The 21,493-nt window shown below is 64.2% G+C and carries 19 protein-coding genes and 1 pseudogene; 4 read left to right on the top strand and 16 right to left on the bottom strand.

Translation table 11 applies throughout. From position 1 onward, the window contains the following. Positions 1-9: 9 nt before the first annotated feature. From metK to J1C56_RS22145, 14 genes are all read right to left on the bottom strand, one after another. On the bottom strand, positions 10-1,275 hold the full coding sequence (gene metK / locus J1C56_RS22210; protein WP_214392230.1) for a methionine adenosyltransferase: 1,266 nt from the start codon (positions 1,273-1,275) through the stop codon (positions 10-12). Positions 1,276-1,522: 247 nt separating this feature from the next. Then, positions 1,523-1,948, bottom strand: coding sequence for a helix-turn-helix domain-containing protein (locus J1C56_RS22205; RefSeq protein WP_214392229.1), 426 nt, complete (start codon positions 1,946-1,948; stop codon positions 1,523-1,525). A gap of 141 nt (positions 1,949-2,089) precedes the next feature. Then, a complete protein-coding gene (lnt, locus tag J1C56_RS22200) occupies positions 2,090-3,682 on the bottom strand; it encodes an apolipoprotein N-acyltransferase (protein ID WP_214392228.1) in 1,593 nt (530 codons plus the stop codon). Positions 3,683-3,770: 88 nt separating this feature from the next. Further along, entirely contained in the window at positions 3,771-4,844 is a 1,074-nt protein-coding gene (locus tag J1C56_RS22195) for a hemolysin family protein (protein WP_214392227.1), read from the bottom strand. Between the two features lie 26 nt (positions 4,845-4,870). After that, positions 4,871-5,383 (bottom strand): rRNA maturation RNase YbeY, encoded by a 513-nt coding sequence (ybeY, locus tag J1C56_RS22190; RefSeq protein WP_214392226.1) that lies wholly within the window; start codon positions 5,381-5,383, stop codon positions 4,871-4,873. A gap of 12 nt (positions 5,384-5,395) precedes the next feature. Beyond that, complete coding sequence (locus J1C56_RS22185; RefSeq protein WP_409014571.1) at positions 5,396-6,388, bottom strand: PhoH family protein; 993 nt, start codon at positions 6,386-6,388, stop codon at positions 5,396-5,398. Positions 6,389-6,462: 74 nt separating this feature from the next. Then, a complete protein-coding gene (gene miaB, locus J1C56_RS22180) occupies positions 6,463-7,863 on the bottom strand; it encodes a tRNA (N6-isopentenyl adenosine(37)-C2)-methylthiotransferase MiaB (protein WP_214392224.1) in 1,401 nt (466 codons plus the stop codon). Positions 7,864-7,945: 82 nt separating this feature from the next. Next, entirely contained in the window at positions 7,946-8,746 is an 801-nt protein-coding gene (olsA, locus tag J1C56_RS22175) for a lyso-ornithine lipid O-acyltransferase (RefSeq protein WP_214392223.1), read from the bottom strand. A gap of 88 nt (positions 8,747-8,834) precedes the next feature. Beyond that, positions 8,835-9,323 carry a GNAT family N-acetyltransferase gene (locus tag J1C56_RS22170; RefSeq protein ID WP_214392222.1) on the bottom strand — a complete coding sequence of 163 codons (489 nt, stop codon included), beginning with the start codon at positions 9,321-9,323 and terminating at the stop codon, positions 8,835-8,837. After that, positions 9,320-10,003 carry a tRNA (adenosine(37)-N6)-threonylcarbamoyltransferase complex dimerization subunit type 1 TsaB gene (gene tsaB, locus J1C56_RS22165; protein WP_214392221.1) on the bottom strand — a complete coding sequence of 228 codons (684 nt, stop codon included), beginning with the start codon at positions 10,001-10,003 and terminating at the stop codon, positions 9,320-9,322. Before tsaB ends, J1C56_RS22170 begins: the two co-directional genes overlap by 4 nt. Before the next feature lie 263 nt (positions 10,004-10,266). Beyond that, complete coding sequence (locus J1C56_RS22160; RefSeq protein ID WP_214392220.1) at positions 10,267-12,438, bottom strand: malate synthase G; 2,172 nt, start codon at positions 12,436-12,438, stop codon at positions 10,267-10,269. Positions 12,439-12,585: 147 nt separating this feature from the next. Next, complete coding sequence (locus J1C56_RS22155) at positions 12,586-14,619, bottom strand: hydantoinase/oxoprolinase N-terminal domain-containing protein (RefSeq protein ID WP_214392219.1); 2,034 nt, start codon at positions 14,617-14,619, stop codon at positions 12,586-12,588. An 89-nt stretch (positions 14,620-14,708) separates the two neighbouring features. Continuing rightward, complete coding sequence (locus J1C56_RS22150; RefSeq protein ID WP_214392218.1) at positions 14,709-15,089, bottom strand: hypothetical protein; 381 nt, start codon at positions 15,087-15,089, stop codon at positions 14,709-14,711. Between the two features lie 755 nt (positions 15,090-15,844). Next, positions 15,845-16,018: a hypothetical protein gene (locus J1C56_RS22145; protein ID WP_214392217.1), complete on the bottom strand. Its 174-nt coding sequence runs from the start codon at positions 16,016-16,018 to the stop codon at positions 15,845-15,847. A gap of 148 nt (positions 16,019-16,166) precedes the next feature. Here J1C56_RS22145 and J1C56_RS22140 point away from each other — a divergent pair, with 148 nt between their 5' ends. Both J1C56_RS22140 and J1C56_RS22135 read left to right on the top strand, forming a co-directional pair. Next, positions 16,167-16,667, top strand: coding sequence for a hypothetical protein (locus J1C56_RS22140; RefSeq protein WP_214392216.1), 501 nt, complete (start codon positions 16,167-16,169; stop codon positions 16,665-16,667). Between the two features lie 70 nt (positions 16,668-16,737). Next, complete coding sequence (locus J1C56_RS22135) at positions 16,738-17,331, top strand: hypothetical protein (protein WP_214392215.1); 594 nt, start codon at positions 16,738-16,740, stop codon at positions 17,329-17,331. On the opposite strand, the gene J1C56_RS22130 is transcribed toward J1C56_RS22135, so the two are convergent. After that, positions 17,328-17,714 (bottom strand): hypothetical protein, encoded by a 387-nt coding sequence (locus J1C56_RS22130; RefSeq protein ID WP_214392214.1) that lies wholly within the window; start codon positions 17,712-17,714, stop codon positions 17,328-17,330. The genes J1C56_RS22135 and J1C56_RS22130 overlap by 4 nt on opposite strands. Positions 17,715-17,953: 239 nt before the next feature. On the opposite strand from J1C56_RS22130, the pseudogene J1C56_RS22125 reads away from it, so the two are divergent. After that, positions 17,954-18,232, top strand: a pseudogene (locus tag J1C56_RS22125) (GIY-YIG nuclease family protein); the annotation flags it as partial. A 451-nt stretch (positions 18,233-18,683) separates the two neighbouring features. Here J1C56_RS22125 and J1C56_RS22120 read toward each other — a convergent pair. Next, positions 18,684-20,657: an NAD(P)-binding protein gene (locus J1C56_RS22120; RefSeq protein WP_214392213.1), complete on the bottom strand. Its 1,974-nt coding sequence runs from the start codon at positions 20,655-20,657 to the stop codon at positions 18,684-18,686. A 318-nt stretch (positions 20,658-20,975) separates the two neighbouring features. On the opposite strand from J1C56_RS22120, the gene J1C56_RS22115 reads away from it, so the two are divergent. After that, positions 20,976-21,389 (top strand): hypothetical protein, encoded by a 414-nt coding sequence (locus J1C56_RS22115; protein WP_246591703.1) that lies wholly within the window; start codon positions 20,976-20,978, stop codon positions 21,387-21,389. Positions 21,390-21,493 lie beyond the last annotated feature (104 nt).

Raw genomic sequence — 21,493 nt, 5'->3', positions numbered from 1 at the left:
CCGGTCGCCTTAAGCGGCGACCGCATCCTTGAGGGCCTTCACAAGGTCGGTCTTTTCCCACGAGAAGGAACCGTCGCGACCAGCCTTGCGGCCGAAATGGCCGTAGGACGAGGTCTTGGCGTAGATCGGCTTGTTAAGGTCGAGGTGACGGCGGATGCCCGACGGTGACAGGTCCATGACCTGGCGCAGCGCATCTTCCAGCACCGCCTCATCGACCTTGCCGGTGCCGTGCAGGTCGACATAGACCGACAGCGGCTGGGCAATGCCGATGGCGTAGGCCAGCTGGATGGTGCAGCGCTCGGCGAGCTTGGCGGCAACCACGTTCTTGGCGAGGTAGCGCGCGGCATAGGCTGCCGAACGGTCGACCTTGGTGGTGTCCTTGCCGGAGAACGCGCCGCCGCCATGCGGGGCCGCGCCGCCGTAGGTGTCGACGATGATCTTGCGGCCGGTGAGACCCGCGTCGCCGTCGGGACCGCCGATGACGAACTTGCCGGTCGGGTTGATGTACCAGTTGCAGTCGTTGGCGATGTCGAGGTCGCCAAGGGCTTCGCGGATGTAGGGCTCGACGACCTTGCGGACCTTGCCCGAATCCCAGCTGCCATCGAGGTGCTGGGTGGAAAGCACGATCTGCGTGACTTCGTGGGCCTTGCCGTCCTGGTAGCGCACGGTGACCTGGCTCTTGGCGTCAGGGCCGAGCTTGCCGGCATCGCCCTTGTTTTCGTGGCGAGCGGTAGCGAGCAGTTCCAGGATCTTGTGGCTGTAGTAGATCGGCGCCGGCATCAGATCGGGCGTCTCGCGGCAGGCATAACCGAACATGATGCCCTGGTCGCCGGCACCTTCTTCGCCCTGGCGGTCGGAAGCGCTGTCGACGCCCTGGCCGATGTCAGGCGACTGGCCGTGCAGCAAAACGTCGATACGGGCGGTCTTCCAATGGAAGCCGGCCTGCTCGTAGCCGATGGCGCGGATGGCCTTGCGGGCCACCGACTTGAACTTGGACGGATTGACGACCGGATGGCCGGCGGCGTCCTTCACGATCTGGCCGTTCTTGTCCTTCTTCAGCAGCGTGTCGGGCACGCGAACTTCGCCGGCGATCACGACGCGGTTGGTGGTTGCCAGAGTTTCACAGGCAACGCGGACCTTCCACGGATCCATGCCGGTCTTTTTGGCTTCACGGTAGACGAGATCGACGATCTCATCGGAAATGCGGTCGCACACCTTGTCGGGGTGACCTTCGGATACGGACTCGGAAGTGAAGAGATAATTCTGCCGCTGCACGGGATGTCCCCTCTAGAAAGCGACCGGCGCGATGCCGATCATTTGGCGCGAACGTGTTAGCGAAGCCTGCCAGACCTCGTCAAGCAGGCTTTCGTCGCGGAAGTATTGTTAATGCAAGGGCGTGGCGACGGCGCATCGCCGTCGCCCTCGTGGATCGGCCTGAAAATCGGAACCGATTTTCAGGAATCTCGATGCGCGGTTCAAACGCCGGGAGCGTTTTTGCGCGCCCTTTCGGACGCGCGCCGCTCTAGGATTGTTGCTCTTCGTCGTCGGCCAGAACCTTGGCCAGTTCGATGACCTTGCGCCGGACCTTGGGGTTGGAAATCCGGGCAAAGGCACGGTTGAGCTGCAGGCCTTCGGCGCTCGAGAGGAAATCGACCACAAAAGAGGTGGAAGAATCTTCCGACAGCCCCTTGTGCTCGCTGCCGTCAGCTCCAGGCGCATCCTCGAAGAAGAAAGCGACCGGAACGCTCAGGATCTGAGCGATGGCCTGAAGGCGACTCGCGCCGACACGGTTGGTCCCTTTTTCGTATTTCTGGATCTGCTGGAAAGTAATACCCAGGCTCTCTCCTAGCTTCTCCTGGCTCATCCCTAGCATATTGCGTCGCAGGCGAATTCGTCCGCCGACGTATACGTCGGTCGGATTTGGTTTTTTCTTGTTCTCTTTTTCCACTGTCTTTCCTCGCCGGATTTTTCCAGCTTATTATTTGGGCAGGTAACCCATTTCAGGGCAGTTTATGACGTTCGCGTGTGAACGTTGATTGGCACAGCTTCAGGCTGCGCGGCGACATATGAGTTTCTAACAACCGCAGTGTCAATTCGCCCTGAGCCTCTGTCTGAGCTTCAAGCCACTTGCCGCAACGGCAATCAACAACATGATCAGGAAACCGTTAACGCGCGGAAGCGACGGCGAGGCAGCGCCAATGGCGGCCACCGGAAGCGAGACATCGATGGTGCCGCGAACATTCATCGCAAGTGCATCCACAACTCGCCCGCTTGGGTCGACAATGCCGGAAATTCCTGTGTTGGCCGCGCGCAGGACCGGCAACCCGTTTTCGACCGCGCGGACCTGCGACTGCCGGAAATGCTGGTAAGGACCCGGAGTGTCGCCAAACCACGCGTCGTTGGTCACATTCACAATAATCCCAGTTGACGCTGCGTCAACTGCAACCAGACGGGGAAAGATTATTTCGTAGCAGATGAAGGCCGCAGCCTTGAGCCCGCCGGGCAGCTCGAGCGGGCGCCGATTGGCGCCGGCGGAGAAGTTCATCGGCCCGGCGACCAGCTGCGTTAGCCCGATCCGCTCCATAAGGCCAGCAAACGGGATGTACTCTCCAAAAGGAACGAGATGGACCTTGTCGACGGCGTCGACGATCTCGCCCTTGTCGTTGATGCTGACGACGGAGTTGTAATAGCGGGCTTCCTCGCCGGCCACCGATTCGCCTTCGGCGCGCACGGTGCCGGCCATCAGCGTCTGGCCTTCGGTCAGCATGTCGCCGATCGCCACCAGCGCATCCGGCCGCTCGGTGAACAGGAACGGCACCGAGGTCTCGGGCCAGACGATCAGGTCGGGCTTCTTGGCGCCCGGCTTGGGCGCCTCCGCCGACAGCTGCAGCATGCTGGCAAAGATGCGGTCGCGGACGCGGCCATCCCATTTCTCGCTGAGGTCGATGTTGGGCTGGACGATACGGACATTGATCGTGCGGCTGCCGTGCGCCGCGGGTGCGGCCAGCCTGTAATAGCCGTAGGCGGCGTGCGCCGCGAACAGCACCGCGGCAAGGGCGGTGCCGAGCCGCAGATTGCGCCGGTCGGCGAGCAGCGCGGGCATGGCGAAGACAAAGACCGCCAGCACGTTCATGCCGGTGACGCCGATCATCGTCACGCTCTGCATGAACGGCGGCATGGGCATGGCGGCAAAGCCGAGCGGGTTCCACGGAAAGCCGGTGAACAGGAAGGTGCGCAGCCATTCGGTCAGGCCGAAGGCGAAGGCGAGTGCTGCGATGCGGCCAATGCCATCGCTCCACAGCAGCCGCGCCAATGCGGCGGCGAAGCCGTAGAAGAAGGCCAGTATCAGTGGAATGCCGACAACGGCGAACGGCAATGCCCAGGCAAAGCTCTCGGCTTCGACCAGAAGCGCGCCGCCGACCCACCACAGCCCGGCGAGGAAATAGCCGAAGCCGAACCACCAACCGGTGGCGAAGGCCGGCACGAGGCGGCGCAGGAAGCCTGCCGGCCTGTCGGCGACGGCACCGTCAAGCAGCCAGACCAGAATCGGAAAAGAAACGAAGCAGGCGGCGAAAAAATCATAAGGCGCCTGGCCCAGTACGGCGAAGGCGCCGGCCACAAAGGCCACCAGCGCCCTTTTCCATCCCCACAGCAGAATTATCCGCCCAGCGTGGCGCTCCATCCGTGCCCCTCGTCCCAGAATCACGGATCGAAGGTGTAGCAGCACCGCAGGGCGGCACCAACTGGTGGACCGCCCGGGCAGGCCAGGCTCACGCCTGTTCAGCCTTGGCGCGACGGCGGCGCTCGCTCTTGACGCTATGGACGATGCGGACGCGCTTGACGCGGCGCGGGTCGGCATCGAGCACGTGGAACTCGAAGCCGGGGATCGCCTGCACCACTTCGCCGCGCGCCGGCACGCGGCCGAGCGCGTTGAAGATCATGCCGCCGATGGTGTCGACATATTCGCTGTGCTCGCCGGGCGAGAACTCCTCGCCGAGAACCTTGGCGACTTCCTCGATCTCGGCCTTGCCGTCGACGACGTAAACGCCATCGCCTGCCTGGGTGATCATCGGCTCGTCGTCGTCATGCTCGTCCTCGATGTCGCCGACGACCATCTCGACGATGTCCTCGAGCGAAACCAGCCCGTCGGTACCGCCATATTCGTCGATGACCAGGGCCATCTGGGTGCGCGTCGCCTGCATGCGGCTCATCAGGTCCGACGCCAGCATCGATGGCGGCACGAACAGCACCGTGCGGATCAGGTTCAGCTCGCCGATGTTGCGCTTGAGGTCGACCTGGGCGAGGTCGATCTGCACGTCGGCGGGCTGCGGCGTCTTGCGGGCCCTGCCCTTCTTGACGCGGGCGCCCCGGGTGATGTGGGCGAGCACGTCGCGGATGTGGACCATGCCGCGCGGATCGTCGAGTGTCTCGACATAGACCGGCATGCGCGAATGGCCGGATTGTTCGAACACCGCGAGCAACTCGCCGAGCGTGGTCGACAGTTCGATCGCCTCGACATCGGCGCGCGGCACCATGACGTCCTCGACCCTGACTTCTCGGAGCCTGAGGATGTTGTTGAGCATGGCGCGTTCGCCGGGCGAAAACGAATCGGCGTCGCTGCCGGTTTCGGCCAGCGCGTCGACAATTTCCTCACGGATACTGGTGCCGTTGCTGCGGTGGCGGAAAAGCCGTGTCAGCCGCTCGATGAAGGATGGCCTATCGGCCTGGGGGTCGTGCGTCGCTGGTAACGGCGCACTGCTACTAGGTCCGTCCTCGGTCTGGTCGGAGGCTTTTGCCGCGGTTCCCGTATCGGGCGTGGCGGCAGTCTCTTGCTTGTCGTTCATCGTCTTCCGGTCGTTGTTCGTCCCTGTTACGCGTAGGGATCGGGAATGGCAAGCCTCGCAAGCGCCTGGCGCTCAAGGGCCTCCATCTCCTCGGCCTCCTCGTCGGTCTCGTGATCATACCCCAAAAGGTGCAGGAGTCCGTGGATTATGAGGTGGGTGATGTGGTTTTCGAGCGGCTTGCCTTCAAGCTCGGCCTCGCTCACGACGGTCTCGTAGGCGAGCACGATGTCGCCGAGCATCGGCGGCAGCGGGTCGCCCGGCGCCATCGGGAACGCCGGAAACGACAGCACGTTGGTCGGCTTGTCCTTCTGGCGCCATTCGGCATTGAGGCTCTGGATGGCGTCGTCGTCGGTGAAAACCAGGCTCAGTTCGACGCCGTCGACGACTTCGACCTCAGCCTCGGCCAGGGCGACAGGCACGGCGCGGTTGACGAGCGCCCGCAGCGCGTCTTCGCTCGGCCATGCGCCCTCCTCGATCATCAGGTCGATATCGAGAGCTCCCGCCGCGGCGGCGGGCGCCGATGTTGTCTTGTCAGGCATAACCGTTCCCGATCAACCCTCGGTGCCGAGGCCGCGCGCGACCTTGCCGTCGCGGTCATAGGCCCTGACGATTTCGGCGACGAGAGGATGGCGGACCACGTCGGCGTCGTTGAAACGCACAGTCACAGCACCCGGCACGCCGTCCAGGATGCGCAGCGCCTCAACGAGGCCCGACTTGGTGTTGGGCGGCAGGTCGATCTGGGTCGGGTCGCCGGTTATGATCATGCGCGACCCCTCGCCGAGACGGGTCAGGAACATCTTCATCTGCATCGAGGTGGTGTTCTGCGCCTCGTCGAGGATGACGGCCGAATGCGCCAGCGTGCGTCCGCGCATGAAGGCGAGCGGCGCGATCTCGATGACCTCGGCGGCAATGGCGCGCTCGACCTTGTCGGCAGGCATCATGTCGTAGAGCGCGTCATAGAGCGGGCGCAGGTAGGGATCGACCTTTTCCTTCATGTCGCCGGGCAGGAAGCCGAGCCGTTCGCCGGCCTCGACAGCCGGGCGCGACAGGATGATGCGCTCGACCATGCCGCGTTCGAGCAGCATGGCGGCATGCGCCACCGCGAGATAGGTCTTGCCGGTACCGGCGGGGCCGATGCCGAACACCAGTTCAGAGCGCTCCAGCGCCCGCATATAGGCGTCCTGGTTGAGCGAGCGGGCATAGATCGTACGCTTGCGCGTCGAGATCTGTGCCGCCGCCATCTTGCCCTTGCGCTCCAGCGTCGGCAGCGTCAGCTGGTCGTCGGGGGCAACCGCCATGCGCACGGCGCCATCTACGTCGGATTGCGCCACTTCGCCGCCTTTCTGCAGGATGGCATAAAGATGATCGAGCGCGCGACGCGCCTGTTCGGCAGCCGTAGCACTGCCCTTGATGGTCAGCTGGTTGCCGCGCGAACGGATGTCGACGCCGAGTTTCTGTTCTAGACGGGCCAGGTTCTCGTCGAACTGGCCGTAGAGCGCACTGGCTAGCTTGTTGTTGTCGAAGGTCAGTACGATGTGCGCCATGTCAGACGCCCCGGAGGGCAGGTTCTTGAGTTCAGCAGCGCTCAACCGTCTCTCCTCATCTGCCGTACGGCCGATCAGACCGCTTCGGCGAACAGGCTGTTGGTGCCTGTCTTCGTGATTCGCACATCAACAATGTCACCGATTTCGCCGGCCTTTTCATCAACAATAACCGGCTGCAGCCAAGGCGAACGTCCGACGATCTGTCCAGGCTCGCGACCGGGCTTCTCGATCAGCGTCGAAATGGTCATCCCGACCAGCCCATCGGCGAAGGCGTGCTGCTGCTCGGTGATAAGCTTTTGCAGCCTTTGCAGGCGCTCGTCCTTGACCTTTTCCTCGACATGGCCGTCCATATCCGCACCGGGCGTTCCGGGACGCGGCGAATATTTGAACGTATAGGCCGAGGCGTAATTGGTGGCTCGCACGATCGCCATCGTAGCCTCGAAATCTTCATCCGTCTCGCCCGGAAATCCGACGATGAAATCGCCCGACATGGCGATGTCGGGGCGGGCTGTGCGGATGCGCTCGACCAGCCTGAGATAGTCGGCTGCAGTGTGCCTGCGGTTCATTGCCTTGAGGATGCGGTCCGAGCCCGACTGCACCGGCAGATGCAGGTAGGGCATCAGTGCCGCGAGATCGCGATGGGCCGCGATCAGCTCGTCATCCATGTCGCGCGGGTGGCTGGTGGTGTAGCGCAGCCGGGCAATGCCGGGGATTTCGGCAAGGCGATAAAGCAGGCGCCCCAGCCCCCATTCCTTGCCGTCGGCGCCCTCGCCGTGCCAGGCATTGACGTTCTGGCCAAGCAGAGTGACTTCGCGCACGCCGGCCTCGGCCAGCCTTTCGGCCTCGGTGACGATCTGGGCGACCGAACGCGACACTTCAGAGCCCCTGGTATAGGGCACGACGCAGAAGGTGCAGAACTTGTCGCAACCTTCCTGCACCGTCAGGAAGGCGGTGACGCCACGCCTGGCGACCTCGGATTTGCGTGGCTGCGGCAGGTGCTCGAACTTGTCTTCGAGCGCGTATTCGGTTTCGACCACCTTCTGGCCGCCACGCGCCCTGCGCACGACTTCCGGCAGGCGATGATAGGTCTGCGGCCCGACGACAAGATCGACAGCCGAGGCGCGGCGCAGGATTTCGCGGCCTTCGGCCTGGGCGACGCAGCCGGTGACGCCGACGATCAATTCGCGGCCACTCTCCGCCCGCTCGGCCTTGAGCTTGCCCAGGCGCCCGAGCTGCGAATAGACCTTCTCGGCGGCCTTTTCCCTGATGTGGCAGGTGTTGAGCAGGATCAGGTCGGCGTCGTCGATGGTCTCGGTTGCGGCATAGCCGTCGGCGGCAAGCGCATCGCTCATGCGCTGCGAGTCGTAGACATTCATCTGGCAGCCATAGGTCTTGATGAAGACCTTCTTGGCAGCGCCCGTTGCCGCGGCGGCTTTGCCGGCCGGCATGATTTCAGCGATATCGTCGATTTCCATGCGGCGCCTCTTAGCGCCTTTCCGCGGCAAAAAACAGACGGTTTAGGCCCAGTGCCGCCGCAGCTGTCGGCCGCGTGACTTTCTAGCGCGCCGGATGCGGCTCGGCCAGCGACTGCTGCATCATGTCGCGAACCCGCTCTTCCATCAATCGCGTCGCTTCCTTGCGGCTCGACTTGGCCGAGAAGTCGATCGGGTCGCCGAAGCGGATCTCGACGTCGAGCCCGCCTTCGGCCAGCAACTGCCCGACATGCGGCACCAGGTCCATGTCGCCGATCCAGCTGGCGAGCGGACGATGCTGGCGGCCAAGCGGGATGCCATGGATACGGGTATAGGCGATCGACACCGGCTGGATGACGACATGCTCGGCCGCCCCTTCGGCAATCGCCATCGACGCCGCGCCGAACAGCGTGCTCTTGAACGGCAACAGCATGTTGCCGTCGCCGGTGCTGCCCTCGGCAAACAGCACCATGGCGTTGCCGGCGGCAAGGCGCCGGGCGATCTCGCTGGCCTGGTCGCCCGACTTGCGCTTGCGCTCGCGCTCGATGAAGACGGTACGCTGCAGCCGCGACAGGAAGCCGAAGATCGGCCAGCCGTTGAGTTCCGACTTGGCGATGAAGGTGACGTCGAATCTTGATCCGAGCGCCATGATGTCGCTCCACGAGATGTGGTTGGAGGCGATCATCAGCGGCCGTGTCTTGACCATCTCGCCGACGACATGCACGCGCATGCCGAGCGCCTTGAGCATGGCGCGGTGCCAGATCTTCAGGATGACGGTTTCCGGCCACAGGCCGGTCTTCATCGAGATGACCTGCAGCGGCACGAGCACCAAGGAGGCCGCAACCATCCAGAAGAGCGCGAGCCCCGTACGGATCTTTCCGATCATGTAGTGCTCGATGCCCTTTTCAACTGTTGAGCATGATCTTGTCCAAAAACCGGTAGCCACTTTTCGGGATCATGCTCGGGGCATCTGGCTAGCGAAGATCGAGCCGCATGACAAGCGCACCGGTGGCGCCTTGCGCCGACTGGTAGTAGTTCGAACGCTTGCCGACCTGGTGGAAACCGAACTTGCGGTAGAGCCCGATCGCCGGCGCATTGGTCTCGTCGACCTCGAGGAACAGCGCCTCGGCACGCTGGGCGTGCAGTTCGCGCAGCACCGCGTCCATCAGCCGCCAGCCCAGGCCATGGCGGCGGTGCGAGCGCGACACCGCGATGGTCAGTATTTCCGCCTCGCCGGCCGCGAGCCGGGCCAGCACGAAGCCGGCGGGTGCTTCCGCGCCATGGCCGATCTCGCGGACGGCGAAACCGAACACCGTGTCCTGTTCGAGCAGCGCCGAAAACTCTTCACCCGACCACGGCCTGACGAAATCCTCATGGTGCAGGGGGGCGATGGCGGCGCTGTCGCCTGTTGTCAGGAGTTCGAGTGCGTAGTCGCGCTTCAGCGGCCAGAACGGCAGTTTCATTTCTCTTCCCTAGGCAGCACGAAGCCGGCCTGCGGCTTGGCATCCGGCGCTCTCAGATAAAGGGGTTTTGGCCGTTCGCCGGGCTGCTTGCCAGCGGCGAGGCGGGCATAGGTGCCGATGTCGGCAGTGGCCCCGAGCGGGCCGAGCTGCAATGCCTTGTCCACCCCGACCGCATTGGCGATCAACCGGGCTGCGGTTCCTGCAAGCGCCAGCGGCGTGGAAGAGGCGATCTCGACGGCCTCGGCCAGCGACAGGACGGCAGGTTCGCAAAGAGCCTGTCCGTCCGCATCGTAAAGTGCCGCATGAAGCTCCTCGCGCCCCGCATCGAGCGCTGCCAGCACCTTCACCGGCCCGAACGCGTGGCGTGCTTCATATGCCAGCGCTTCAAGTGTGGTGACCCCGACTGCCGGGATCTTCAGCGCCAGCGAAAAACCGCGCGCCGCCGAAACGCCGACACGCACGCCGGTGAACGAGCCCGGGCCGGTGGTGACGGCGATGCGGCCAAGATCGGCATAGGTCTTGCCGGCCTGTGTCAAAGCCTCGTCGATGACGGCCATCAGATGCTCGGCATGGCCCTTGCCCAGATCGCGCACGGAACGGCCAAGCTCCTTGGCTGTGCCCGCGTCGTAGACGGAGGCTGCACAGAGGCTTGCGGCACAGTCGATGGCGAGCAGGATCATGGGCAGGGCCTAACGGATTTCGAGAAGTCGAGACGCTCTACGTCGCCCCCCTCTGGCCTGCCGGCCATCTCCCCCACAAGGGGGGAGATCAGCTGTCCCCACTGCCCGCGCCAATCGAAAACGAGGCAGGACTGTCGCCGTCGCCGAAGCTGTTGATCTCCCCCTGTGTGGGGGAGATGGCCGGCAGGCCAGAGGGGGGCGTGAAGAAACGCTGTCATACGAAATAGGCTACCACGGACTGCTTAGCATTCCGTTGGCAATGCTCAGCCCCGTTCCTTCGCCTTCAGCTCGAGCCTGCGCTTGTGCAGGACTGGTTCGGTGTAGCCGTTGGGTTGGGCGCGGCCTTCGAAGACGAGGTCGCAGGCGGCGCGGAAGGCGGTCGACTGGTCGAACTCGGGCGCCATCGGCCGGTAGAGCGGATCGCCGACATTCTGGCGGTCGACGATCGCAGCCATGCGCTGCAGCGAATCCATCACCTGGATGTGCGAGCAGACGTCGTGGCGCAGCCAGTTGGCGATGTGCTGGGAGGAGATGCGCAGCGTGGCGCGGTCTTCCATCAGGCCGACGTCGTTGATGTCGGGAACCTTCGAGCAGCCCACCCCCTGGTCGATCCAGCGCACGACGTAGCCGAGGATGCCTTGCGCGTTGTTGTCGAGTTCGCGCTGGATCTCGTCGGGCGTCCAGTTCGGACGGACGACGACCGGCACCGACAGGATGTCGTCGAGGCGCGCCTTGGGGCGGGACTTGAGCTCGGCCTGGACGGCGTGCACGTCGACCTTGTGGTAGTGGGTGGCATGCAGCGTTGCTGCCGTCGGCGACGGCACCCAGGCGGTGTTGGCGCCGGCCTTCGGATGGGCGATCTTCTGCTCCAGCATCGCCGCCATCAGGTCCGGCATCGCCCACATGCCCTTGCCGATCTGGGCATGGCCGGACAGGCCGCATTCAAGCCCGGTGTCGACGTTCCAGGCCTCATAGGCATTGATCCACGGCGCCTGCTTCATGTCGCCCTTGCGCACCATGGGACCGGCTTCCATCGACGAGTGGATCTCGTCGCCGGTGCGGTCGAGGAAGCCGGTGTTGATGAACACCACCCGTTCCTTGGCAGCACGGATGCACTCCCTGAGGTTGACCGTGGTGCGCCGCTCCTCGTCCATGATGCCCATCTTGATGGTCTTGCGCGGCATGCCGACCAGGCGCTCGACGCGGTCGAAGATCTCGACGGCGAAGGCCACTTCCTCGGGGCCATGCATCTTCGGCTTGACGACATACATCGAGCCTTTTCGCGAGTTGGCTTTGCGGCCGTTGGCGCCGACATCATGCAGGGCGATCAGTGCGGTGATCGCCGCATCCATGATGCCCTCGGGCACCTCATGGCCGTCGCGGTCGACGATACCAGGATTGGTCATCAGGTGGCCGACATTGCGCACCAGCATCAAGGAGCGGCCGGGCAGCGAAACAACACCGCCATCGGGAGCGGTGTAGTCGCGGTCGCCGTTGAGCTTGCGGGTGACCGGCTTGCCGCCCTTGTCGAAGGTTTCGGACAGGTCTCCGCGCATCAGGCCGAGCCAGTTGCGGTAGACCGTCACCTTGTCTTCGGCATCGACCGCTGCGACCGAATCCTCGCAGTCCTGGATCGTGGTCAGCGCAGACTCCAGCACCATGTCGGCGATACCGGCCGGATCGGTTTTGCCGATCGCGCTTTCCCTGTCGACCACCACTTCGACATGCAGGCCGTTCTTCACAAGCAGGACCGCGTCGGGATTCTTTGCCTCGCCACGATAACCGGCGAACTGGGCCGCATCACGCAAGCCAACCGAACCGGAGGCCGTCGCCAGCACGAGCTTGCCATCGACAACCGCGAGACCGGTCACATCGCTCCAGCTGCCGGACGCCAAAGGTGCGGACTGATCGAGAAACGCCTTGGCCCAGGCGATGACCTTGGCGCCGCGCTTCGGATTGTAACCCTTGGTCTTTTCGGCCCCGCCGGCATCGGAAATCGCATCGGTGCCGTAAAGCGCGTCGTAGAGCGAGCCCCAGCGCGCGTTCGCCGCGTTCAGCGCATAACGCGCATTCATGACCGGCACCACCAGCTGCGGGCCGGCGACCGTGGCGATCTCGGGGTCGACATTGTCGGTGGTGACGGCAAAGGCTGGCCCCTCGGGGACCAAATAACCGATCTCGCTCAGGAACGCCTTGTAGGCCGCCATGTCGTGGGGTGCGCCATGCTTGCGGTACCAGGCGTCGAGCTTGAGCTGGAAGTCGTCGCGCTTTTCCAACAGCGCCCGGTTCTTCGGGCCGAGATCGTGCACGATCGCGGCAAAACCCGCCCAGAACGCATCCGCCTCGACACCCGTCCCCGGCAAGGCCTCGGCTACCACGAAGTCGTGGAGTTCGCGCGCGACAGAAAGGCCATGAAGGGAGACAGTATCGGTCATGAGATGCGCTCCAGAATTCCGGCGCCGCAGGGGCGTTCTAAATAACGTTTTCGGGCGTTTGGCACGCAAAACGCGCAGGGTCAATTCGTCGAATGTTGCAAGGCAGCAATGATTTACAGCCATCGCCGCTGCAAATCGATTTAGCCGTCAAACCGCTATCCGGGGCCGGCCCGCCGCAACCGCCAGCACATGCGCCTCGATGAACATGCGCTGGCCCTCGACCGTCGAAACCTTGAGATCGACAGTCACATCGATCTCGGCGGCATCCGTACCCGCGTCGCGCGCCTTGGAGGCAACGATGGCACGCGCCTCGGCCTCGGCCAGCGCCATCGCCGCGTCCTCGTCGGTGAAGTCGCGCAGCAATTCGCCCACCGCCACCCGGAACAGTCCTTCCTTGGGCTGGCTGACCCGCGCCTCGGCGGTGACCCGGACCTGGCCGACCACCGCGCCCAGCGCGTTGGCAACATCGGTATCCTCTGGAACCACGCATTCGTTGCCGACCAGCGGCGGCAGGCCGGCATAGTGCAATGGGGCCGATGCACCCAGGCCGATCACCGGCCGGTCGAGCGCGACCGTGAGGCGAGCGATGCCGGGATGGGCGTCGACCGCGCGCTGCACCAGCGCATGCGCCACCGTCGCCGCGCCATCGAGCCCATCCTCGGCGAATGCCGTTTCCAAAATGACCTCGGCCGAGAGGCGGGTGAGCGTGACCAGCACGCGCTCGGACAAGGCTTCCGGCGTCGCCGCGATCGGCTGGCCGCGCCCGTCGCGCTTGCGGGCAAACAGCTCGGCGCCGAGCCGCGCTGCCGCCTCGTCCCAGTTGGCCTGGCGGCCAAGCACATGGGCGGCGTCGGAGGGTGTGAGACCGCAGACATGGACAAGCCCGCGCGACACCAGTCGATTGAGCGTCGCGCTCTGGGCGTTGGATGTCAGCAGCCGGTCGATGGGTTGCGGGACGGCAGTGATCTGATCGTAGAGTTTGGCTTCAGGCACGGTGAGCCCTGCCGCCAGTTGCTCCGGCACGCCGGTGCGGACGGCGAAGCGGCCGTCCATGCGGCCCGGATTGGGCGCGCGCAGTTGCCGCTCCAGCTCGCTCGTCACCGCCTCGCCATGCATCATGCCGGCAAGCGCCAGCGGCACCAAGCGGCGCGGCCCGAGCGACATCTTCGGCTTGAGCCCGCCGTCTTCCAGCGCAACCTCGGAGTCGCCGCCGAGGCCGAAGGTGCGCATCGCGACGGCTTCGACCATGGTGCGGAAGCCGCCGACGGTGGCGCCTTCCGGATCAAGCCGCGGGCGGCCGTGGTCGAGCACGGCGACGTCGGTGGTGGTGCCGCCGATGTCGGAGACGACAGCATTGTCGAGCCCGGTCATGTGGCGGGCGCCGACGAGGCTGGCGGCGGGGCCGGACAGGATGGTCTCGATCGGCCGCTGGCGGGCGAATTCGGCCGACACCAGCGCGCCGTCGCCACGCACCACCATCAGCGGCGCGTTGATGCCGCGCTTGTCGAGGAAACCTTCAGTCGCGGCGACGAGGCGGTCGATCATCGAGATCAGGCGGGCGTTGAGCAGCGTCGTCAGGGCGCGGCGCGGGCCGCCGAGCTTGGCGGAGAGTTCGTGGCTGGTGGTGACAGGCAGGCCCGTTTTCTCGCGGATCAAATCGCGTGCAAGAATCTCATGCGCCGGGTTGCGGGTGGCGAAATAGGCGCAGACGGCAAAACCCGAGACGGATTTCGCCAGTTCCGGCAGGGCCGCCTCAAGCGCCGCGAGATCAAGCGCGCGGGCATTGCCGTGGACATCATGGCCACCCTCGCAGAGCACAAGCGGGTCGGTGCCGAGCGCTGTCTTCAACCCGTCGCGGCCAAGATCGGCCTCGGAAAAGCCGATCATGACAAGTGCGACGCGCCCGCCCTGGCCCTCGACCAGCGCGTTGGTGGCAAGCGTGGTCGACATCGACACCAGCTTGATGGCGGCGGGATCGACATGGGCCTTGTCCAGCACCGCGTCGACAGCGCCCGAAATGCCGACAGCCAGGTCGTGGCGGGTGGTCAGCGACTTGGCCTTGGCCAGCACCTTGCCCTGCGGGCCCGATGCCTCCGACCACAATACGGCGTCGGTGTAGGTGCCGCCGGTGTCGATCCCGAGATAGAGCGGGCCGGGATGAAGAGGATGGCTGGCGTGCATGCGCTGATGGTCCGGAGTTCTTAATCTCCGTCCCGCTTAGCCGATATCGCCAGCAAAGGAAAATTGGCCAGCCGCCTGAAACCAGAGGGTCAGGCATCGCCGCGCGCCTCGCCAAGGACAACGAGGCGGTTGACCTCGGCGCGGATTTCGGCGCGCATCGCCTCGACGATCTCCTCTTCCAGCGGCACGCAAGGCGGGATCAGCGGGCGAAAGGCGAAGGACCAGTCGTCCTCTGCGCGGCGGCCGACACATTTGCCGAGCCGCCGGCAAGCGCCGCGAGAACATGTCCTGAAATGGCCGAGATGACTGCACAACAGCTGGAACAGGCCGAGATAGATGCCCTTGGCCTCGGCGTGGCGCTCCTGGTCGCGCATCACGCAGGCCCACTGCGCGTCGGTGCACCCGGCCTCGCGCTCCATCATGGGAATGCGGAAGACGGGATGCTGCCAGGGTTTTTCCGTCGGCTTCATCGAAAGCTCCTCGGGTTTTCGGGGCGTGCGAAATCCTTGCCGCGCTCGCGCCGAGCCGGCTTTTGGGGTCGGGAAGACGGGCGGTCGCGGGATCGCTCGGCTAGATGTAGGCGCGATCTCGCGACCGCCCGTCCGGCGATTTCTGTCTCCGCCCGTTCCGCTTCCGCAGACCGCGTTCAGGGCATTTTCGCCCGTCTTGCGGTCCCACTAGCGCTCGTCCAGCGCACCCCGGGCGTAGTCCCGGGAGGGGAACCTCCTGGCGGAGCCTCCCCGGGCGGCGGGCACGTCAACCCGCTGCCGGAGGCGCCGGCCCCTCCCCACTGATCACCGTCGCGACCGGCGTTCCCGTGGGAGGAACGGGATGGATTATGGGGCAGGTTCTGGGGGCGTGGAGAAAGGGATGTGGGTGTTCACGGGGGGATGGTGCGGCCAACCACATTGGCCGCGTTCCTTCGCGCCCCCCTCTGCCCTGCCGGGCATCTCCCCCACGGGTGGGGAGATTGGTCACGTCGCCGGCGGCGCTCGCCCTGCCAGCGGGTCAAAAATCCCTTGCGATGCAGGTGGTTAGTCGCGGGCCAGATGACGGCGTGATCTCCCTCCTTGTGGGGGGTGAGATGCGGTCCGCGTAGCGGACGAAAAGCCAATTGCTTGGCTTTTCGAGCATCGAACGCCGGCAGGCCAGAGGGGGGCGCGAAGGAACGGAGCGGAAAGAAAAAAGCGGAAAAACTTCGAAAGCGTGGAGAAATTCTCCCCGCTCAGCCCTGCGAAATCTGCTCGTCCTGTTCGACGGTGAGCGGCTTGACCCCGTCGGGCAGAGGCTCCGGCTGCACGGCGGCCGGCGGGGCGGCGACAGGCGCCGGCGGCACCGGCGCGCGGGCGGCGCAGGCGGACAGGGTTGCCAGGGCAAGGAGGGCGGCGAGCAGCTTCATGGATGGGGCGTTAGGGGCAAGGTGTGGCGGGATCGCGGCGGCAGATGAGCCCGCGATGCCGCCAAGGTCAACCCGCCCCTGACATCTCCTGACAGCAGCCTGTCAGCAGGCATCGGCTATGCTGCGCCAGATCCAGGAGGAGGATGGCATGAGCGGCTTTGACGATTTCGATTTCCTGATCGGCGACTGGACGGTGACCAACGAACGCCTGCGCGAGCGGCTTGTCGGCTCGACCGAGTGGGAGACGTTTACGGCCTTCTCGCACATCGAAAAGGTGATGCAGGCCCCCGACGGCACCTTTGGCGGCAATCTCGACCAGATGGCGGTGCCCGAGCGCGGTTTCACCGGCATGACGCTCAGGCTCTACAATCCCGAGACCGGGCTATGGTCGATCTACTGGAACGACACCAGGAGTTTTCAGCTTTTCCCGCCGGTCGTCGGGCGGTTCGCTGACGGTCGTGGCGAGTTCTTTGGCGACGACGTCGAGGGCGGCGTGCCGGTGCGCGTGCGGTATGTCTGGACGGGAGGGGAAGAACCGCGCTGGGAACAGGCGATGTCGGTTGATGGCGGCGAGACGTGGGAGCTTAACTGGGTGATGCGGTTTGGGATGTCATCAAAATCTCGTTCTATCTTGAAACAAGACGAATAAGTACAGAACGTCGTCATCGGTTGTTAACCATTTTATTCTTTTAGTATTCGTCAATTCCTGGGAACAATCCATGGACGCTACGTACCACCTAAACGGCGGCTTCAAGCCAACAATGAAACGATTTGCCGATCTGGCTGGTCCGGACTATTTTCCGACCCCTGCATGGGCAACCCATGCGTTGATGGAAAGCGAGACTTTTGAAGGTGAGATATGGGAGTGCGCCTGCGGCGACGGGGCCATGTCGCGCGTTCTAGAAAGTCGCGGCAACCAGGTCCGAAGTTCCGACCTATACAATCGCGGATATGGTCAATCGGGCGTAGACTTCACGCGGGCCACCAGCCTCGCTGACAACATCGTGACAAACCCACCTTACAACAGTGCGGAGGAATTCGTCCGCACTGGTGTTGCTCTCGCACGTGACAAATTTGCATTGCTGCTGCGATTAGCCTTCTTAGAAGGTGCTAACCGTGCGCGCACAATTTTCAGCGAATTAGCTCCTGCGCGGGTGTGGGTCTTTAGCGAAAGAATAACGTTCTATCCCGCCGGAGCAGTACAGGCCGGCTCCGGCACCACAGCATACGCTTGGTTCGTTTGGGACAAGTCCGTTTCCGGTGCTACTGAGCTAAAGTGGCTCCAACCTGGATACAAAGCGCGTTTCGCCTAGGCCTGCCTATTCTCGATGCGCAGTCGCCCCATTGCCGTAATTTCGTAACCACCATCAACTGCGGCCAGAAGTCCTTCGGCTATGTAATTTCCGGCGGTATTGTGGTGCGATCGAATGTTACGAACTCTCTGCTCCCAAATCTCTTCGTTCGGACGAGTATCTGATTGAGCCTGATCCTCAGGCGTAAGCACCAATCGGCGCGGAATTGCAGCTATCAACTGCTGGACAGTAGAGCGACCGTTCGGTCGATCATACAATATCTCCAGAACCACTGCCGACAACTCCGCTTCCGTCGTTCGATTCTGTCCGTCTGGCATAAGTCCCCCTCCACAAAGCTTGTCATTATGATTCTTGCACTCTAAAAAAGTGACGTCAATGCTCATACACTTCCCAATCGGTACGATATTCTTTGTCGTTGAAAGATGTCCGAACTGCTATCCAATGTGAGAATTTGGAATTCAGAACAGGCAAGATTTTCTAGGATGTACAGGCTAGATATTGGCCGAGGCTTGTCCAAGTCTAATCGCCTGACAAGCTCAACTAAAGGCTTTAGGGGCGTTGCGTTCAGCTCATCCTTCGACAAGCTCAGGATGAGGGCCTGCGCTGTATTTGGGGGACGCGCATGGAAGTCACCGTTTACATCCTGCGCTGTTCCGATGGTTCCTACTACACTGGCCTGACCAAACAGAGCATTGAAGCGCGGCTGTGGGAGCACAATGAGGGCGTCTATGACGGCTATACGCGCAAGCGACGGCCGGTGGAGTTGGTGTTCACCGAGACATATGATCGGATTGTCGAGGCGATCGAACGCGAGCGGCAGATCAAGGGCTGGAGCCGCGCCAAAAAGGAAGCGCTGATTGCGCTAGCGTATGAAAGGCTGCCGGAACTAGCGAAGAATAGGCAAGGGGTTGAGTTCACGCCGTGGTGGAAGCGTTCGGACGACGACGGCTCAAAATCCGGTGGTTCGACAGGCTTACCATCAGCAGGTTCACCAGAGCGGTTCGGCAGCCTCATCATGAGGGGCTTTGGACGGCAGCGCCAGGTTCTGGAATGTCGCAACCGAGCGCAGAGCTGCGGCGATGAGAGGCCGGAGGCGCTTCAGTAGCCCTCATGGTGAGCCTGTCGAACCACGAGGGCGTCAGGCGCCAAATTCTGCTGGCCCCAAAACCTCGTGGTTCGACAGGCTCACCATGAGGTTTTGGGGGAGCCCGCCATTCGACGAGCAATGCTGACCTTTTGACGAAGCTTGGGTGGGGCTGTTGCGCCGCCCCTCATCCCTGCGGACCACTTCTCCCCGTCCCTTCGACAAGCTCAGGAGGGGAGACGGGAGAGAGCGCGCTGATCGTCCGCGCTCAGAGCCCGATCTTCTCCACCGGCGGCCCAGGGAAGCGCGAGACGTCTGGTGCGCCTTCCGGGGTGCCGAGCAGGTCTCGCACCGCGCGGACGCCCTGGTCGATGGCCGAGTGGGCGTAGGCGTAGGCGCCGCTGTCGGCGTTGGCGATGGAGATGCGGCCCCAGGGCTTGCGGGCGGCTTCGATGGGCAACGGGCCGTCCGGCCAGAAGCGGTCGCCGGGGCGCATGTATTCGTAGGCGTAGCCGTGCGACCAGCGATTGCAGGTGATGGCCTCGATGTCGCGGGCGGGGTCGAAGCCGCCGCCTGCAAGCGCGCGGCCAAGCAGGTCGCGGATCGAGCGCTCCATCTCCTCGAAGCTCAGCGTCATCAGCGCGCGGCGGCCGGCCAGCGCCTGCTCGCGCGGGGCAAGGCCCGGGCTGGTCATCACCTTGGACAGGTGCAGGACGACGGGGTCATCTGGCTTGTCGGCGAATTTGTAGTCGCCCATCGAGACGGGGAAATCGATGTCGGCGCCGGACCAGAAATCGCCGCGCGCGCGGAAGCCGTCGATCTTGAGCTTGTCGAAGGCCTGCCAGTTGCGGAGCTGCACGTTGGTGTAGATCAGCGGTACCTTCTGCTGGTCGTTGAGGGCGGCGACCTGCTCGGCGCCGAGCTCGTCGGTGAGATAGGGGATGACGCGGTGCCAGCAGGCGAGCACGACGTGGCCGGCCTTGACGCTGACCGGCTTGCCGGCGGCGTCGGCATAGGTGACGGTGACCGAGCTGGCGCCATCAGCCGCGCCATCATGGGCGACCTTGACGACTGTCGCATTCAGCCTGATGCGGACGGGGCTGTCCGGCTTGTCGAGGGCTGAATAGTCGACGGTTTCGGTGACCAGCTCCTCCATCGACGTGCCGGCCAGCGCGCCCGGCACCAGCGCGCGCACCAAAGCGCGGGCAATGCCGGCATTGCCGTCGGGGAAATGGTAGATGTAGTCGTCGGGGTCGGTGAAGGCGAGACGGCCGGACGGGCTGTTGTATTTCGACACGGCTTCGCCGAGGTCCATGCCGTCGAAGCCGGGATTGCCGTTGGCGCGCGCGTCGAGCGCGCTCGCGGCATCGATGCCGACGCCGAAATAGCCATTGGTGGAGGTGGCGAAGTAGTCGGCGACCTGAGGGTCGACCTTGGCGTGGTCGAGCAGGAACGCCTTGTAGGTGATCTCCGACAGCTTCTCCAGGCGCTGCTCGCGGGTCAGGCCGGGCAGATAGTCGCCGGGCGCCTCGATAAGCTGGATCAGGTCGGACTTGGCCTTGTCGTTGAGCGGCGTCTTGGCCACCCATTCGGGCGTCTTGCCGGTGCGGATGACAAGCCTGTCCTCGCCCCACTGCTCCCTCGAGAAGAAGATGGCGCCTGAGAGGCCGCGATCCTCGGACCATTTCTGGTCGTAGAAGGTTTCGAAGCGCTTGGGCTCGATGCCGACCTCAGTGAGCAGCGCGTTGACGGCGGGGCTGAAATAGCTCGGCGTCTGCATCGACTGGCTGCCGCCATAGCCGATGAGTTTGGCGCCGTTCGAGGCGGTGAATTCGTTGCGCTTGGCGTGGCCGCCGAAATCCTCGAGCGGATCGACGATCAGCACGCGCTTGTCGGGGCCGGCCTGCTTGCGGAAGCTGTGCGCGGCGGCAAGGCCCGAGATGCCGGCGCCGACGACGACCAGATCGTAGCTCTCGGCGCTTGCGGTGACCGGGCCGGCGCTTGACCAGTAGCTGCCGTCGCGGACGGCGTGCATGACGTTCTGGGCAGCGTCGGTCTGGCCCTGCAGGCCGCTTGCTGCGGGCGGGTAGGCGACGGGGGCGGATTGCGCGTGCGCGGATCCGGGGCCCATGGCGCGCAACGCAACCGCACCGCCGATCGCCATCGCCACGCCGTCCATGAAATCGCGCCTGGATATGGCGCGGTCCATGCCCAGCTTCTTGTCCTTTTCAGTCCAGTTCATGATGTTCCCTCTGGCAGAATGCGAGGGGAAGGCTAGCCATCTTCACGGTGTCAGTAAATCGACAGAACAGTCGATGTCGTGTGGCGGCGGATAATTCGACGCTGCAATGCAATACATGTTTGCACTGCGGGATGACTTGGGGGGGGGGGGCGACAACGGTGCGCATCAGGTTGCATGAGGGCGAAGGCGCGCCAGCAGCTCCGCCAGGTGCAGGTCCGCCGTCATGGACAAACCCCACCCCTTCCGCTCTACGCAAGCGGCCGCGGGCGCGTGCCGGATGAGTCGGGCGCGGGCGGCGGTTTCAATCAGGGGAAGAGCATGCGCATTCGGTCGATGATGATGGGGGCAGCCGCACTGGTGGCGGTTGGGGCGTTGGCGCAGCATGCGCAGGCCGAAGGGTTCGAAAACATCGTGCTGTCGGCCAGCGAGGACGCGGAAGCGACAGAGGCGACGTTTGCGCCTGACACGGCGAAGATTTTCCTCTCCGCCGACCTGACCGATGCCGTGGCTTCGGGATCGAAGCTCACGGTGAGCTGGATTTCGATCGATTCGGGCGGCGTCGCGCCGGCCAACTACAAGATCGACGAGGTCAGCTTCGAAATCGGCATGATCGAAAACCACGTCGACGCCTCGATGACTCGGCCGGACGCCGGCTGGCCGGTCGGCACCTACCAGGTGCAGATCGCCGTCGATGGCACGGTCAAGGAAACGGTGGATTTTGCCGTGAAGTGATGGGCGTGGGGGCGAAAGCCCCTCACCCGGCCGATGCGCGGCCGCCCTCCGCTGGGGAGAGGAGAATGAGGCGTTCGCGCCGCCCCTCATCCGGCCCTGCGGGC

Source organism: Aminobacter anthyllidis, from assembly GCF_018555685.1.
Taxonomy (GTDB): Bacteria; Pseudomonadota; Alphaproteobacteria; order Rhizobiales; family Rhizobiaceae; genus Aminobacter; species Aminobacter anthyllidis.
The sequence above is the reverse complement of the archived record's forward strand: the minus strand, read 5'-3'. Positions and strand labels throughout refer to the sequence as shown.